Origin of the sequence: Anaerotignum lactatifermentans DSM 14214 (assembly GCF_900142265.1) — a bacterium.
Lineage (GTDB): Bacteria > Bacillota > Clostridia > Lachnospirales > Anaerotignaceae > Anaerotignum > Anaerotignum lactatifermentans.
Genome location: NZ_FRAH01000076.1, coordinates 1 through 15,054, shown reverse-complemented (window position 1 = coordinate 15,054; position 15,054 = coordinate 1). Strand labels below are relative to the sequence as shown.

16 protein-coding genes and 2 pseudogenes are annotated in these 15,054 nt (G+C 56.3%); 17 read left to right on the top strand and 1 reads right to left on the bottom strand.

Annotated elements, in window-relative coordinates:
* From BUB35_RS15345 to BUB35_RS15280, 15 genes and pseudogenes are all read left to right on the top strand, one after another.
* A partial coding sequence (locus BUB35_RS15345) for a DUF4368 domain-containing protein (RefSeq protein ID WP_143185474.1) occupies window positions 1–276 on the top strand: 276 nt, incomplete at its 5' end.
* 86 nt (window positions 277–362) lie between these two features.
* Window positions 363–461, top strand: a pseudogene (locus BUB35_RS19995) (Maff2 family mobile element protein); the annotation flags it as partial.
* A gap of 83 nt (window positions 462–544) precedes the next feature.
* Window positions 545–1,414 carry a VirB6/TrbL-like conjugal transfer protein, CD1112 family gene (locus tag BUB35_RS15335; RefSeq protein WP_002578790.1) on the top strand — a complete coding sequence of 290 codons (870 nt, stop codon included), beginning with the start codon at window positions 545–547 and terminating at the stop codon, window positions 1,412–1,414.
* Window positions 1,415–1,434: 20 nt separating this feature from the next.
* Window positions 1,435–1,857, top strand: a complete 423-nt coding sequence (locus tag BUB35_RS15330) for a PrgI family protein (RefSeq protein WP_002578789.1) — start codon at window positions 1,435–1,437, stop codon at window positions 1,855–1,857.
* Window positions 1,858–1,867: 10 nt separating this feature from the next.
* Window positions 1,868–4,249: a VirB4-like conjugal transfer ATPase, CD1110 family gene (locus tag BUB35_RS15325; RefSeq protein WP_072853165.1), complete on the top strand. Its 2,382-nt coding sequence runs from the start codon at window positions 1,868–1,870 to the stop codon at window positions 4,247–4,249.
* Window positions 4,246–4,620 (top strand): DUF3851 family protein, encoded by a 375-nt coding sequence (locus tag BUB35_RS15320; RefSeq protein WP_033126285.1) that lies wholly within the window; start codon window positions 4,246–4,248, stop codon window positions 4,618–4,620. Before BUB35_RS15325 ends, BUB35_RS15320 begins: the two co-directional genes overlap by 4 nt.
* Window positions 4,613–6,349: a CD1108 family mobile element protein gene (locus tag BUB35_RS15315; protein WP_072853162.1), complete on the top strand. Its 1,737-nt coding sequence runs from the start codon at window positions 4,613–4,615 to the stop codon at window positions 6,347–6,349. Before BUB35_RS15320 ends, BUB35_RS15315 begins: the two co-directional genes overlap by 8 nt.
* A 30-nt stretch (window positions 6,350–6,379) precedes the next feature.
* Complete coding sequence (locus BUB35_RS15310) at window positions 6,380–6,637, top strand: DUF4315 family protein (protein WP_002588926.1); 258 nt, start codon at window positions 6,380–6,382, stop codon at window positions 6,635–6,637.
* A complete protein-coding gene (locus tag BUB35_RS15305) occupies window positions 6,627–7,400 on the top strand; it encodes a DUF4366 domain-containing protein (RefSeq protein ID WP_002588925.1) in 774 nt (257 codons plus the stop codon). The genes BUB35_RS15310 and BUB35_RS15305 overlap by 11 nt, the downstream gene beginning before the upstream one ends.
* A complete protein-coding gene (locus BUB35_RS15300; RefSeq protein ID WP_038270835.1) occupies window positions 7,397–7,615 on the top strand; it encodes a hypothetical protein in 219 nt (72 codons plus the stop codon). The genes BUB35_RS15305 and BUB35_RS15300 overlap by 4 nt, the downstream gene beginning before the upstream one ends.
* A complete protein-coding gene (locus BUB35_RS15295) occupies window positions 7,596–9,695 on the top strand; it encodes a type IA DNA topoisomerase (RefSeq protein ID WP_002588924.1) in 2,100 nt (699 codons plus the stop codon). Before BUB35_RS15300 ends, BUB35_RS15295 begins: the two co-directional genes overlap by 20 nt.
* Window positions 9,692–9,973, top strand: a complete 282-nt coding sequence (locus tag BUB35_RS15290; protein WP_002588923.1) for a hypothetical protein — start codon at window positions 9,692–9,694, stop codon at window positions 9,971–9,973. Before BUB35_RS15295 ends, BUB35_RS15290 begins: the two co-directional genes overlap by 4 nt.
* Window positions 9,974–9,975: 2 nt before the next feature.
* Window positions 9,976–12,637, top strand: a pseudogene (locus BUB35_RS15285) (LPD16 domain-containing protein); the annotation flags it as partial.
* Window positions 12,638–12,663: 26 nt separating this feature from the next.
* On the top strand, window positions 12,664–13,197 hold the full coding sequence (locus BUB35_RS20360; RefSeq protein WP_416385621.1) for a YodL domain-containing protein: 534 nt from the start codon (window positions 12,664–12,666) through the stop codon (window positions 13,195–13,197).
* 1 nt (window position 13,198) lies between these two features.
* Window positions 13,199–13,414 carry a transposon-transfer assisting family protein gene (locus BUB35_RS15280; protein WP_002588921.1) on the top strand — a complete coding sequence of 72 codons (216 nt, stop codon included), beginning with the start codon at window positions 13,199–13,201 and terminating at the stop codon, window positions 13,412–13,414.
* 49 nt (window positions 13,415–13,463) lie between these two features.
* On the opposite strand, the gene BUB35_RS15275 is transcribed toward BUB35_RS15280, so the two are convergent.
* Entirely contained in the window at window positions 13,464–14,267 is an 804-nt protein-coding gene (locus BUB35_RS15275) for a hypothetical protein (RefSeq protein ID WP_072853160.1), read from the bottom strand.
* On the opposite strand from BUB35_RS15275, the gene BUB35_RS15270 reads away from it, so the two are divergent.
* On the top strand, window positions 14,266–14,622 hold the full coding sequence (locus BUB35_RS15270) for a TnpV protein (protein WP_072853158.1): 357 nt from the start codon (window positions 14,266–14,268) through the stop codon (window positions 14,620–14,622). The two genes, BUB35_RS15275 and BUB35_RS15270, sit on opposite strands and share 2 nt — an antisense overlap.
* A gap of 215 nt (window positions 14,623–14,837) precedes the next feature.
* Window positions 14,838–15,054 (top strand): IS200/IS605 family transposase (tnpA, locus tag BUB35_RS15265; RefSeq protein ID WP_143158963.1); only part of this gene is annotated, 217 nt, incomplete at its 3' end.

The following is a 15,054-nucleotide window of genomic DNA, read 5'->3' as shown; positions in this document are numbered from 1 at the left end:
GCAGACTATGAGCAGGAACAGCGGGAACTGAAAGACCGCGCCGCCGCTTTGCAGGAGGAACTTTCCAAGTCGCAGGCCGCCACCGTCAATGCGGAAAAGTTTATGGGTATCGTCCGAAAGCACCTTGCCTTTGAGGAATTGACCCCCACCCTCTTGCGGGAGATGATTGAGAAAATCGTCGTGCATGAGTGCAGCTATGACGAGAACGGCATCCGCAGGCAGGACATTGAGATTTATTACAGCTTTGTCGGCAAGATTGACTTGCCCGAAGCCTAACGCCCGACCTATCCGACACAATGGCCAAGTGCCGGATAGGAACGGCAAAATTTTTTGCACTTCTATTACTTCTTTATCACACATAAGCAAAGTCCCAGGGCATGAAGCAGCTCATGGCTGGCGCTGGCGTCGCCGTGGTCGGCATGGTCCTCGTACCCCTGCTCTCCAGCCTGTTCACCGTCTGATCGCTCCCGTCGTTAAGCTGTCATAAGAAATCCTTGCCGCCCCTGCCCCCAAGCGGGGGCGGCTGAAAGGAGGTTGACACCGTATGGATTTCTTACTCGATGCCCTTACTGACTGGCTCAAGGAAATGTTGGTAGGCGGCATTATGAGCAACTTATCGGGGATGTTCGATAGCGTGAACCAGCAGGTCGCAGACATTGCGACACAGGTGGGCCAGACCCCTCAGGGCTGGAACGGGAGTATTTTCAGCATGATCCAAAATCTCTCCAACTCCATCATGGTGCCGATTGCTGGCGTGATCCTGGCTATCGTGATGACGCTGGAGCTGATTCAGATGATTACCGACAAGAACAACCTGCATGATGTGGACACCTGGATGATCTTCAAATGGGTGTTCAAATCTGCCGCTGCCATCCTCATCGTCTCAAACACCTGGAACATCGTGATGGGCGTGTTTGACGCAGCTCAAAGTGTGGTGGCGCAGGCGGCGGGCATCATCGGTTCCGACGCTTCCATCGACATCTCCTCTGTCATGACCGATATGGAGTCCCGGCTGATGGATATGGACCTGGGGCCGCTGTTCGGCCTGTGGTTCCAGTCGCTCTTTATCGGCATTACCATGTGGGCGCTTTACATTTGTATCTTTATCGTGATTTATGGCCGTATGATTGAGATTTACCTTGTGACCTCGGTGGCTCCCATCCCTATGGCCACCATGATGGGCAAGGAATGGGGCGGTATGGGCCAGAACTATCTGCGCTCGTTGATCGCCCTGGGCTTCCAGGCATTTCTCATCATCGTCTGTGTGGCGATCTACGCCGTGCTGGTGCAGAGTATTGCCACCGAATCCGACATCATTATGGCCATCTGGAGCTGCGTGGGCTATACGGTCCTGTTGTGCTTTACGCTCTTTAAGACCGGCAGCCTCGCAAAATCCGTTTTCAATGCACATTAACCAGGAAGGAGGTAATCCCTTTGGCTTATGTACCTGTACCCAAGGATCTTACGAAAGTCAAAACCAAGGTCGCGTTCAACTTAACCAAGAGGCAGCTTGTCTGCTTCGGCGGCGGTGCGCTGATCGGCGTACCGCTTTTCTTCCTGCTCCGGGGGCCTGTGGGAAACAGCGTGGCTGCCATGTGTATGATGCTGGTCATGCTGCCCTTCTTCATGCTGGCGATGTATGAAAAACACGGTCAGCCCCTGGAAAAGATCGTGGGCAATATCATCAAGGTGGCCGTCATCCGGCCCAAGGAGCGCCCGTATCAGACCAACAACTTCTATGCCGTTTTGGAACGGCAGGAAAAACTCGACAAGGAGGTGTATGACATTGTTCACGGTAATCAAAAGCTGGCTGCACCGGCTGTTCGGAAAAGACGAAAAGACCGCGCAGCCGGTTAATCAGAAAAAGATGAAAAAGCTGTCCCGCGCCGACAGAAAGCAGATCGAGGCTGCCATTGCCCGTGCCAATCGCACAGACAAAAAGAAAAAATCGGCTCAGGACAGTATCCCCTATGAACGGATGTGGCCGGACGGCATCTGCCGTGTGGCAGGCAGCCACTACACAAAGACCATCCAATTCCAGGACATCAACTATCAGCTCTCGCAGAACGAGGACAAGACAGCGATCTTCGAGGGCTGGTGCGATTTCCTCAACTACTTCGACAGCTCCATTCAGTTCCAGCTGTCCTTTTTGAACCTGGCAGCCTCTGAGGAGACCTTTGCCCGCGCCATCAACATTCCTCTCCAGGGGGATGATTTTGACAGCATCCGGGTGGAGTACACCACCATGCTGCAAAACCAGCTGGCAAGAGGCAACAACGGTCTTATCAAGACCAAGTACCTGACTTTCGGCATCGACGCCGACAGCCTCAAGGCCGCCAAGCCCCGTCTGGAGCGCATTGAGACCGACATTCTCAACAACTTCAAACGCCTGGGCGTGGCCGCCGAGACCCTGGACGGCAAGGCGCGGCTGGCACAGCTTCACGGCATTTTCCACATGGATGAACAGGTGCCGTTCCGCTTTGAATGGGACTGGCTGGCTCCGTCCGGTCTGTCCACCAAGGATTTCATCGCGCCGTCCGGCTTCGAGTTCCGCACCGGCAAACAGTTCCGTATGGGTAAAAAATACGGGGCTGTTTCTTTTTTGCAGATCCTCGCCCCGGAGCTGAATGACCGGATGCTGGCGGATTTTCTGGATATGGAAAGCTCTCTGATCGTCAGCCTGCATATCCAGTCCGTAGATCAGATCAAGGCCATCAAGACGGTCAAGCGGAAAATCACCGACCTGGATAAATCCAAAATTGAGGAACAGAAAAAAGCCGTCCGCGCCGGATATGACATGGACATCATTCCCTCCGACCTTGCCACCTACGGTGCCGAGGCCAAGAAGCTCTTGCAGGATTTGCAGAGCCGAAACGAGCGAATGTTCCTTGTGACCTTCCTGGTGCTGAACACGGCGGACAATCCCCGGCAGCTGGGCAACAATGTGTTCCAGGCCAGTTCCATCGCACAGAAGTACAACTGCCAGCTGACAAGGCTTGACTTCCAGCAGGAAGAAGGGCTGATGTCTGCGCTGCCCTTGGGCCTCAATCAGATCGAGATTCAGCGGGGGCTGACCACCAGTTCCACGGCTATCTTTGTTCCGTTCACCACCCAGGAGCTTTTCCAGAACGGCAAAGAGGCGCTGTACTACGGTATCAACGCCCTGTCCAACAACCTCATCATGGTGGACCGCAAGCTGCTGAAAAACCCCAATGGACTGATTCTCGGCACCCCTGGTTCCGGCAAGTCCTTCAGCGCCAAGCGCGAGATCGCCAACTGTTTCCTGCTCACCAATGATGACATCATTATCTGCGACCCGGAGGCCGAGTACGCGCCCTTGGTGGAGCGCCTGCATGGGCAGGTCATCAAGATTTCGCCCACCAGCAGCAATTACATTAACCCTATGGATTTGAACCTGGACTACTCGGACGATGAAAGTCCGCTGTCTCTCAAGTCCGACTTCATCCTGTCTCTGTGCGAGCTGATCGTAGGCGGCAAAGAGGGCTTGCAGCCGGTTCAGAAAACCATCATTGACCGCTGTGTGCGGCTGGTGTATCAGGACTATCTCAATGACCCCCGCCCGGAGAATATGCCCATCCTGGAGGACCTCTACAACCTGCTGCGGGCGCAGGACGAGAAAGAGGCGCAGTACATCGCCACGGCGCTGGAAATCTATGTGACCGGCTCCCTCAATGTGTTTAACCATCAGAGCAATGTGGACATCAACAACCGTATCGTCTGCTACGACATCAAGGAGCTGGGCAAGCAGCTGAAAAAGATCGGTATGCTGGTGGTCCAGGACCAAGTGTGGAACCGCGTTACCATCAACCGTGCTGCCCACAAATCCACCCGTTACTACATCGACGAGATGCACCTGCTGCTGAAAGAGGAACAGACCGCCGCCTACACGGTGGAGATTTGGAAGCGGTTCAGAAAATGGGGCGGCATCCCCACCGGCATCACGCAGAATGTCAAAGACTTGCTTTCTTCCCGCGAGGTGGAGAACATCTTTGAGAACTCCGACTTCGTGTATATGCTCAACCAGGCGGGCGGGGACCGGCAGATTCTCGCCAAGCAGCTGGGCATTTCCCCTCACCAGCTTTCCTATGTGACCCACTCCAGCGAGGGCGAGGGCCTGCTGTTCTATGGCTCCACGATCCTGCCTTTCGTGGACCATTTCCCCAAGAACACCGAGCTGTACCGCATTATGACCACCAAACCCCAGGAACTGAAAAAGGAGGATGAATGACCATGAAACCCAACACCGAACTGAATACCATGATGTTTTTTGACGATGCCCTGGAGGGTGAGCGCACCCAGCTGCTCACCGAGCTGGCCGATGCCGTCAGCGAGACCCGCACGGCGGCGGATCAGGCTGCGGAGCTGAACGAGGACGGCGAAGCGGGCCTGCTGCGCCTGACGGAAATCTGGTGCGCCATGAACGGCGTCCCGGCCATCGTCATCTTCGAGGGCGGGCAGTCCGAGCTGCTGGCCAATGTGGTGGCGCAGATCTACGCCCATCTGCTTCAGCACCCCTCCCGTGACCCTGTGGGGCTGGCCGTCTATGTGGAGCTGCGCTACATGACGGCCTCCCTCATGTTGGGGGAATGGTTTGAATAAGGAACCGCGCCTGCGCTTTACGGACGAGGAACGGGCTGACCCGGCTCTGGAGAAGCCCATCCGTAAGGCGGACAAGGCCGCCGCCAAAGCAGACAAGGCGCAGGCCAAAATCCCCAAAAAGCAGGTCCGGCAAAAGACGGTGGACCCGGAGACCGGCAAAGTGACCACCAAGCTGGTGCTGGAGGACAAGAAGAAGCCGCCCTCCAAATTGTCCCATGCGGTGCGGGATACCCCCGCCAATGCCGCTCTGGGGAAGCTCCACAAGGAAATCCGGGAGACCGAACAGGACAATGTGGGCGTGGAGAGCGCCCACAAGTCCGAGGAGGCTGCCGAGACCGGCGTTAGGCTTGCACGGGAAGGCTACCGCAGCCACAAGTTGAAGCCCTACCGCAAGGCGGCCCAGGCCGAGCAGAAGCTGGAGAAGGCCAATGTGAACGCCTTGTATCAGAAGTCCCTGCGGGAAAATCCCCAGCTTGCCAGCAACCCCATCTCCCGCTGGCAGCAGAAACAGGCCATCAAAAAGGAATACGCTGCCGCCAAGCGCGCCGGTCAAGCTGCCGGGAATACCGCAAGCACAGCCCAAAAGACCGGCAAGGCCGCCAAGACGGTCAAGGAAAAGGCACAGGAGGCCGGGGCATTCGTCATGCGCCACAAAAAGGGCTTTTTGATTGCGGGTGCGATCTTCCTGCTGGTCTGTATGCTGCTCAACACCATGTCCTCCTGCTCCATGATGGCGCAGAGTATCGGTTCCGTGGTGTCCGGCACCACCTACCCGTCGGATGATCCTGAGCTGGTGGCGGTGGAGGCCGACTACGCTGCCAAAGAAACGGCGCTGCAAGCCGAGATCGACAACATCGAAAGCAGCCATCCGGGGTATGACGAGTACCGCTATGACCTGGATATGATCGGGCATGACCCCCATGAGCTGGCAGCCTACCTGTCCGCCGTGCTGCAAGGCTATACCCGGCAGAGCGCCCAGGCCGAGCTGGAGCGCGTGTTCGACGCACAGTATGAACTGACGCTTACCGAGGAAGTGGAGATACGATACCGCACCGAAACTTCCACGGACCCCGTGACCGGCGAGACGACCACCGAGGAAGTCCCGTATGAGTATTACATTCTGAATGTGAAGCTCACCAGCAAGCCCATATCTTCCGTGGCTTCGGAGCTGCTAACCCCGGAACAGCTGGAAATGTACCAGGTGTACCGGCAGACGCTGGGCAACAAGCCGCTGATCTTCGGCGGCGGCTCCCCGGATACGAGCAACTCCGAGGACCTGACCGGCGTGGTATTCGTCAACGGCACCCGCCCCGGCAATCAGGCCGTGGTGGACATAGCCAAAAGTCAGGTGGGCAATGTGGGCGGTCAGCCCTACTGGAGCTGGTACGGCTTCAATTCCCGTGTGGAATGGTGCGCCTGCTTCGTGTCCTGGTGCTACGGCCAGATGGGGCTGTCCGAGCCGCGCTTTGCCGCCTGCCAGTCCCAGGGTATTCCGTGGTTCCAGTCTCACGGACAATGGGGCGGGCGTGATTACGCCAATATCGCCCCCGGCGACGCCATCTTCTTTGACTGGGACCTGGATGGCAGCGCCGACCATGTGGGCCTTGTGGTCGGCACAGACGGCAGCCGGGTCTACACCGTGGAGGGCAATTCTGGCGACGCCTGCAAGATCAAGAGTTATTCCCTGTCCTACGAGTGCATCAAGGGCTACGGCCTGATGAACTGGTAAGGCCGATTTATGAGAAAAGGAGTGATTGAAATGGCTAAGAACAAAATCCAGCGCATTGACCAGGAGATTGCCAAGGTCCGCGAGAAGATCGCGGAGTACCAGGACAAGCTGAAAACCCTGGAGGCGCAGAAAACCGAGGCGGAGAACCTGGAAATCGTTCAGATGGTGCGCGCCCTGCGGCTGACCCCGGAGCAGCTGAACGCCATGCTCTCCGGTGGTACGGTCCCTGGCATGGCCGCTGCCTCCGCCAACTACAACGAACAGGAGGATACCGACCATGAAGAATAAGAAAATTTTCAAAACCCTTTCGGCCCTCTGCGCCGCCCTGGTGCTGATGATGGGCCTTTCCGTGACTGCCTTTGCCCAGGGAACGGAAGAACTTCCGGCGGAGGATGCCACCAACGACAGCAATGTGGTCGTGGAGGAAACCGAGGACAGTCCGGCCCTGACCCCGGATGGCAACGCCGCCCTGGTGGATGATTTCGGCGACAACAAGCAGCTCATCACCGTCACCACCAAGGCAGGCAACTACTTCTACATCCTCATTGACCGGGCCAACGAGGACAAGGAAACCGCTGTCCACTTCTTAAACCAGGTGGACGAGGCGGACCTGATGGCGCTGATGGAGGACGGTCAGACCACCCAGGAGCAGCCCGCCACCTGTACCTGTACGGAGAAATGTGTGGCCGGTGCGGTGAATACGGCCTGCCCGGTGTGTGCCACCAATATGAGCGCCTGCACGGGTAAGGAGCCGGAACCGGAGACCCCGGAAGAAACCCCGGAACCGGAAGAACCGGCGCAGAAACCCGCAGGACTGAATCCGGCCATTCTTTTGGCGGTGCTGGCTCTGATGGGTGGCGGCGGCGCTTTTGCCTACTTTAAGCTGGTAAAAAGCAGACCCAAGACCAAGGGCAACGACAATTTGGACGATTATGACTACGGCGAGGATGATACCGATCAGGAGGACGAGGACTCCTGGGAGACCGAGGAATCTGACGAGCCGGACGCTGACGGGGGCGGCGACGAGGAAAGCGAGGACAAGACGGTTTGACCCGCTTCACCGACAGCCCCTATGAACGCATGATGACACGCAGGCCGGAGGGCGGGAAGGAAACTTCCCGTCCTCCTACTTTATCTCCCGGCCACCCCTGTTATGGCTGCGGAAATTACCGTGACGGTCAGCCCTGCGTGGGATTCTGCCACCGGCAGCTGACCGCATGGCTGCGGGAAAGGAGGATGAAAAACCATGAAGCTGGTGATCGCTGAGAAACCGTCCGTTGCCCAAAGTCTGGCCGCCGTGATTGGGGCCACCGCCCGCAAGGACGGCTATCTGGAGGGCGGCGGCTGGCGGGTCAGCTGGTGTGTGGGCCATCTGGCTGGTCTGGCCGACGCCGACGCTTATAACCCGGACTACGCCAAGTGGCGCTATGACGATCTGCCCATTCTGCCGGAACCCTGGCAGATGGTGGTGAGCAAGGACAAGAAGAAACAGTTTGATGTGCTGAAGCAGCTGATGAACGCCCCGGATGTGACCGAAGTGGTAAACGCCTGCGACGCCGGACGCGAGGGGGAGCTGATCTTCCGCAGCGTCTATGAGCTGGCGGGCTGCCAGAAGCCCATGAAGCGGCTCTGGATTTCCTCAATGGAGGATTCCGCCATCCGGGAGGGCTTTGCAAACCTGCGCCCCGGTGCAGACTATGACGGCCTGCGGGATGCGGCCCTCTGCCGCGCCAAAGCGGACTGGCTGGTGGGTATCAATGCCACCCGGCTGTTTTCCGTGCTGTACCACCGGACCCTCAACATCGGACGTGTCATGTCCCCGACGCTGGCCCTCATTGTCCAGCGAGAAGCCGAGATCGACACCTTCAAGCCGGTGCCATTCTACACGGTCACACTGGAGCTGCCCGGTTTCACCGTTTCCGGGGAGCGCATGGCAGACAAGGCTGCCGCCCAACAGCTGAAAACGGCCTGCCAAGGTGCGGCTGCCACAGTGAAAAAAGTGGGGCGCAAAAACAAATCCGAGAAGCCGCCCGCCCTCTATGACCTGACCACCCTCCAACGGGACGCCAACCGGCTGCTGGGGTTCACCGCCCAGCAAACCCTGGACTACCTGCAAAATTTGTATGAAAAGAAGCTCTGTACCTACCCTCGGACGGACAGCCGCTATCTGACTTCGGATATGGCGGCGAGTCTACCGGAGCTGGTCCAGCTCACTGCCGGGGCGATGCCCTTTTCCAATGGCATGGAGATTGCCTGCAATGCCGCCCAGATTGTCAACGACAAGAAAGTGACCGACCATCATGCAGTGATCCCTACCCGCAACCTCCAGGGCGCGGACCTGTCCGGCCTGCCGGTGGGCGAAAAGGCGGTGCTGGAGTTGGTGGCTCTGCGCCTGCTGTGCGCCGTGGCCCAGCCCTATACCTTTGCGGAAACCGCCGTTGTTGTCGAGTGCGCCGGAGCGGAGTTTACTGCCAAAGGCCGCACAGTGAAAAATTACGGCTGGCGGGCGCTGGACGCTGCCTATCGCGCAGGGCTGAAGAATGTGGAGCAGGACAAAGAACCCGAGGACAAGGCTCTGCCTGAGCTGTCTGAAGGTCAGACGCTGCCCCTTTCTGGTGCTACCGTCAAGGAGGGCAAGACCACCCCGCCCAAGCACTTCACCGAAGATACGCTACTCTCCGCAATGGAGACTGCCGGGAAGGACGATATGCCGGAGGATGCCGAGCGCAAGGGCCTGGGGACCCCGGCCACCCGCGCCGGGATTCTGGAAAAGCTGGTTTCCACCGGCTTTTTGGAGCGCAAAAAGAGCAAGAAAACCGTGCAGCTCATGCCATCCCATGACGCGGTATCCCTTATCACCGTGTTGCCGGAGCAGCTGCAATCGCCCCTTCTGACTGCTGAGTGGGAGTACCGGCTGGGTGAGATCGAGCGTGGCGAGCTGGCCCCGGAGGATTTCATGGCTGGGATTAGTGCCATGCTCAAAGAACTTGTGGGAACCTATCAAGCTATCAAGGGAACGGAGTATTTGTTCAGCCCTTCCCACGAAGTGGTGGGCAAATGCCCCCGCTGTGGCGGAGAGGTTGCAGAAATGCAAAAAGGCTTCTTCTGTCAGACAGAATCTTGCAAATTTGCAATTTGGAAAAACAACAAGTGGTGGGAGATGAAGCACAAGCAACCTACCAAAGCCATCGTAACGGCACTGCTCAAAGATGGCCGCGCTCATGTGAGGGGCTTGTACTCCGAGAAAACCGGCAAGACCTACGATGCCACTGTGGTGTTGGCGGATGATGGGCAGTACGCCAACTTCAAGCTGGAGTTTGACCAGCAGAAAGGTGGCAAACGATGAAGCTCTCACGCTATGAACAGGAAACCATCATCCTCTACAACCAGGCCGAAGCCACCGCCGAGGTCTATACCCATGACCCCCGGCTGCTGGAGAAGCTGCGGCGACTGGCAGAGAAATACCCGGACCAGATTGTGAAAAAGGACCGCCAGACCTTTCTCGTTCCCAAACGCTGTGTGTCCGTCCGGGAACCTTACAGCGCCGAGCGCCGTAAGGCAGCCAGTGAACTGGCCAAGGCTGCCGGATACAGGCCGCCCACCCCCAAGAAAGGCAATGAGTAAGCATGGCTGAAAGTGTCTTTGAGGCTGTCAAGCAGTCCATCACCGTCCGAGAAGCAGCGCAGATGTACGGAATCGAGGTCAACCGGAGCGGCATGGCCTGTTGTCCCTTCCACGATGACAAAAATCCCAGCATGAAGCTGAACGAGGAATATTTTTATTGCTTTGGCTGCGGAGCCACCGGCGATGTGATTGACTTCACAGCGAGGCTCTACAATCTGTCCCCCAAAGAGGCCGCCGAGAAGCTGGCCCAGGATTTTGGCCTGGCTTATGACAGTCAGGCCCCTCCCCGGCGACGCCATGTCCGCCAGAAATCCGAGGCGCAGAAATTCAAGGAGGACCGAGACCATGCCTTTCGTGTCCTGGCCGACTACTTTCATTTGCTCCGCAAGTGGGAAACGGACTACACACCCAAAACACCGGAGGAAAATCCACATCCCCGATTCATGGAGGCAATCCAGAAAAAGGACTATGTGGGCTATCTGCTGGATTTTTTTCTGGAGAACAGCCCGGAGGAGCAAAAGCTGTGGATTGCCGAACATCAATCAGAAATAGCCAAATTGGAAAGGAGAGTGAAATTCATGGCTGATAAGACCACCAATCGAGAACGGTTACAAGAGATCACAGCGGGCATTGAACAGGGTATCAAGGAACTGTTTGAGAGCGAGAAGTATATGCGCTATCTGTCCGTCATGTCCAAGTTCCACCGCTACTCCGTCAACAACACCATGCTCATCTATATGCAGCGCCCGGACGCCACCCTGGTGGCCGGGTTCAACAAGTGGAAAAATCAGTTTGAGCGCCATGTGAAAAAGGGTGAGCATGGTATCACCATCATTGCCCCCACGCCCTACAAAAAGAAGATCGAGGAAATGAAGCGCGACCCGGATACTCATGCACCCATCCTGGACGCGGATGGCAAGGCGGTCATGGAGGAAAAAGAAATTGAAATCCCCATGTTCCGTCCGGTGAAGGTGTTCGATGTGAGCCAGACGGACGGAAAGCCCCTGCCAGAGCTGGCCTCCAGCCTGTCCGGGACGGTGCCGCACTATGAGGCTTTCATGGAAGCTCTGCGCCGCTCGGCTCCGGTTCCCATCGAGTTTGAGCCGATGGCCGAGAACATGGACGGCTATTTCTCCTCTGACCAGCAGCGGATCGCCATCCGGGAAGGCATGAGCGAGGTGCAGACTGTTTCCGCCGCTGTCCATGAGACCGCGCACAGTAAGCTCCACGACCCCAAAAAGTACGAAGCGGAGCCGACCTGGAAGATCGTGATGGTGAGCGAGGGCGGCACCAAGCATGACTTCCGTCTGGACTTCGCCACCGAAGCAGAGGCGGAACAGGCCGCCGCCGAGGAAGGCTGGCGCTATGTGGACGAGAATCGGTTTGAGTGGCGGTTGGAAGTGGAGGAAGATCTGACGGCGGTGAAACAGGCCGCCAAGAACCGCAACACCGAGGAAGTGGAGGCCGAGAGCATTTCTTATGCGGTTTGCCAGTATTTCGGCATCCAGACCGGCGAGAACAGTTTTGGCTACATCGCTTCCTGGTCGAAGGACAAGGAGCTGAAGGAGCTGCGGGCCAGTCTGGAGACCATCAACAAGACTTCCTGCGAGCTGATTAACGACATCGAGCGCAACTACAAGGAAATCTGCAAGGAGCGCGGCATTGACCTGACTGCCGCCACGGAACCGCAGCAGGACTCTATCGAGCAGCTGGCAGCAGACATCGACCAGTTCACTTTCGATTATGACCCTTATGAGTATCGGAACAATGCAGATAGCCGTGAGGACGCACTGCACGAACTGACTGCCACACTCCGAAGCGGAGATGCCAGCGGTGTACGCGAATGGCTCCAGAATATCGTGAACGAGGATGAACCGGATGAAACCACCCAAAAAGCTGCCGAGCTTATGGGACGCTTGGATCAGCTGGTGCCGATGACTGAACCGGAACAGCTGACCGAGCCGGAAAATACCGAAAGTGTCCAGCCCAGCGCCGAGTACCGGGAGGCCCTGTTGGTGCTGGATGATACCAGCTACCTTCATGTTCAGCCCTGCGACACCGGCTGGGACTACACGCTCTACGATGTGGCAACCATGAAGCAGATGGACGGCGGCCAGTTGGACGGGCCGGATATGGGCCGTTCCACAGCGGTTAGCCATATCTGCGAGGACCTGGGGATGGGCGGCAAGTCCATCAAGTATGCGCCGCTGTCCATGATCGAGACTTTGCAGGAGGCGGCTTACCACCAGATGCAGGAACAGGTCAGCCAGCAGACCACAGAAGCTGCCGCCACCCAGCTGCCGGATGCCCAGGAGCAGGCGTTGGACGAGTATCCCATGCCGGACCCGGCACTGACTCAGGATGATCTGGAGAAATGCGGCTACCTGGACGGTGACCTTCTGCCCCTCTCCAAAGAGCGAGCCTATGAGCTGATGGAGCGAGACCTGACCGTTTATATCGTCCAGGAGGGTGAAAACCCGGAAATGGCCTTTGACACTGCCGACCTGGACGCCCATGACGGTATCTTTGCTGTGTCCCGCGAGGAATGGGAGCAAAGCCCGGACTTTCACGAAAAAGTTTTGGAACGACAGGATCGGCAGTTGGAACGGGAACAGGCGTTTCTTTCCCATGAGGGAAATTGTTTTGCTATTTATCAGGTGAGCAAGGATGACCCGCAGAATGTGCGTTTTATGAATCTGGATTGGCTGCAATCGCACAATCTGTCCGTAGAGCGGAGTAACTATGACCTTATCTATACCGCCCCTCTGGACGGTTCCGGCAGCACTATGGAGCAGCTGGAAAGGCTGTATGAGCAGTTCAATCTGCAAAAGCCGGTGGATTTTCACAGCCCGTCTATGAGCGTCAGTGACATCGTTGCCATCAAGCAGAATGGTCAGGTATCCTGTCATTACTGCGACAGTGTTGGTTTCACCCAGGTGCAAGGTTTCTTGCCGGAAAATTCGCTGAGAAATGCGGAAATGACGGTGGAAGATGATTACGGCATGATCGACGGTATCATCAATAACGGCCCAAAGGAGCCGACAGTGGCCCAGCTGGAACAACAGGCCCGCAGTGGTCAGCCCATTTCTCTTATGGACTTGGCAGCAGCCGTCCATCGAGAGGAACGGGAAAAGAAAAAGTCCGTAATGGAGCAGCTGAAAAGCCAGCCCAAGACGGAACACAAAAAGACAGCGCAAAAAAAGAGCGCGGAAAGGGAGCTTTGATATGAACAACTTCACCTTTGAGGAAACGAACCTTCTTTGCATCTACAACACCGGCAGCCGCACCGGGCTGATCGACGCTCTGACGGAGATGCGCGGTGAGCTTTCGCCGGAGGAAGCCGAGCTGCGGGAACTGACGGACAGCGCCCTGGGTAAACTCCAAGCTATGAACGACACCGAGTTTGCCGAACTGGAGCTGTACCCAGATTTCGACGAGTAAAAAACACACATAAAGACCTGATGGGACGGCCTGATATGCCGTCCCATTTCTATTCAACATGAAGGGAGGACAGAAAACCATGCCATCCAAAGCTGAATTTTACCGGCAGATGGCCGAACAGGTATCGACCCAGCTTGTAGGCAGCTGGAAGGAGTGGACGGCTTTTCTCACCACCGCCGCCCGCCTTTATAAATACCCATTCCACGAGCAAATGATGATTTACGCCCAGCGCCCGGATGCCACCGCCTGCGCCGAGTATGACCTGTGGAATGAAAAAATGGGACGGTATGTGCGCCGTGGCTCCAAGGGTATTGCCCTGGTGGACGATTCCGGCGACAAGCTTCGCCTGCGCTATGTGTTCGATATTTCCGATACCGGCACCCGTGAACATTCCCGTACACCCTGGTTGTGGCAGCTGGAAGAACAGCACATTGGGCCTGTGTCGGCCATGCTGGAGCAAAACTACGGCGTTGCCGGTGACAATCTCGCCCAGCAGCTCACGGATGTAGCCGGAAAGCTGGCGAGTGAGTATTGGGACGATCATCAGAGAGATTTCCGCTATATCGTTGACGGTTCGTTCCTGGCGGAGTACGATGATTACAACATCGAAGTCCAATTTAAGTCCGCCGCCACCGTCAGTATCGCCTATGCCCTGATGTCTCGCTGTGGGCTGGATACGGAACAATATTTCCAGCATGAGGACTTCATGCCGATTTTCGATTTCAATACCCCGGCCACGGTTGGGGCGTTGGGCGCGGCGGTCAGCCAGATTAACCAGCAGGTTTTGCGGCAGATCGGCGTCACCATCCAGATCTATGAGCGCGAGCAACTCGCGGAAAGGAGCGTTACACATGGAGAACAGCCTGACTTACACGATGAACGGAGATTATCAGATTCCCGACCTGAAGCTGACCGAACAGCCGGAGAAGCCCCTGGGCAAGTACGGCAGGATGCGGAAAGCGTACCTGAAGGAACACCGGCCCCTGATTTACAATCAGCTGCTGCTGACCGAGAAGCTGTACCCGCACCTCATCGAGATCGACGAGACAGCGCAGAGCCGTCTGGAGCAGATGATGCCCCAGCTGGCGAAAGACGCGGGCGCGACGGAGCAGCTGAAAGCCAGCGACCCGATGCGCTGGGTGGGCCTGATGAACACCTGCAAAGCACAGGCCGAGGAGATTCTGATGGCGGAGCTTATTCACAGCTGAGTTTCTTCCTCTCCGAAGCAGAACAAATCAGAATCATAGATGAAGCAGAGAATGTGAAAACATCCTCTGCTTTTTCTTTGGGTGCTTTAGCTTAACAAAACCCCTAGTTCTACTAGGGGTAAATAAAATACTTTAGTATATAAAACCTCCTGATTATAATTTTAGAATGAAGGTTTGGCGACCGCATTACTAAAACAAATCAGGAGGTTTTTGACATGAAAAATGAAATAAAAAATACAGCACATTCTAAATACAGATGCCAATATCATATCGTATTTGCACCGAAATATAGAAGAAAAGTGATATACAAAGAATTAAGAGCAGATATAGGACAAATAATTAGAAAATTGTGCGAAGAAAAGAAAGTTGAGATTCTTGAAGCACAAGCTTGCCCAGACCATATCCATATGTTAGTAAGTATACCACCATATC

Excerpts from the sequence above, each read along its gene's own strand:
- BUB35_RS15335 (WP_002578790.1), top strand. The coding sequence starts at position 545 with ATGGATTTCTTACTCGATGCCCTTACTGACTGGCTCAAGGAAATGTTG.
- BUB35_RS15325 (WP_072853165.1), top strand. The coding sequence starts at position 1,868 with ATGAAAAAGCTGTCCCGCGCCGACAGAAAGCAGATCGAGGCTGCCATT.
- BUB35_RS15320 (WP_033126285.1), top strand. The coding sequence starts at position 4,246 with ATGACCATGAAACCCAACACCGAACTGAATACCATGATGTTTTTTGAC.
- BUB35_RS15310 (WP_002588926.1), top strand. The coding sequence starts at position 6,380 with ATGGCTAAGAACAAAATCCAGCGCATTGACCAGGAGATTGCCAAGGTC.
- BUB35_RS15305 (WP_002588925.1), top strand. The coding sequence starts at position 6,627 with ATGAAGAATAAGAAAATTTTCAAAACCCTTTCGGCCCTCTGCGCCGCC.
- BUB35_RS15295 (WP_002588924.1), top strand. The coding sequence starts at position 7,596 with ATGAAGCTGGTGATCGCTGAGAAACCGTCCGTTGCCCAAAGTCTGGCC.
- BUB35_RS15290 (WP_002588923.1), top strand. The coding sequence starts at position 9,692 with ATGAAGCTCTCACGCTATGAACAGGAAACCATCATCCTCTACAACCAG.
- BUB35_RS20360 (WP_416385621.1), top strand. The coding sequence starts at position 12,664 with ATGAATCTGGATTGGCTGCAATCGCACAATCTGTCCGTAGAGCGGAGT.
- BUB35_RS15280 (WP_002588921.1), top strand. The coding sequence starts at position 13,199 with ATGAACAACTTCACCTTTGAGGAAACGAACCTTCTTTGCATCTACAAC.
- BUB35_RS15270 (WP_072853158.1), top strand. The coding sequence starts at position 14,266 with ATGGAGAACAGCCTGACTTACACGATGAACGGAGATTATCAGATTCCC.
- BUB35_RS15275 (WP_072853160.1), bottom strand. The coding sequence starts at position 14,267 with ATGTGTAACGCTCCTTTCCGCGAGTTGCTCGCGCTCATAGATCTGGAT.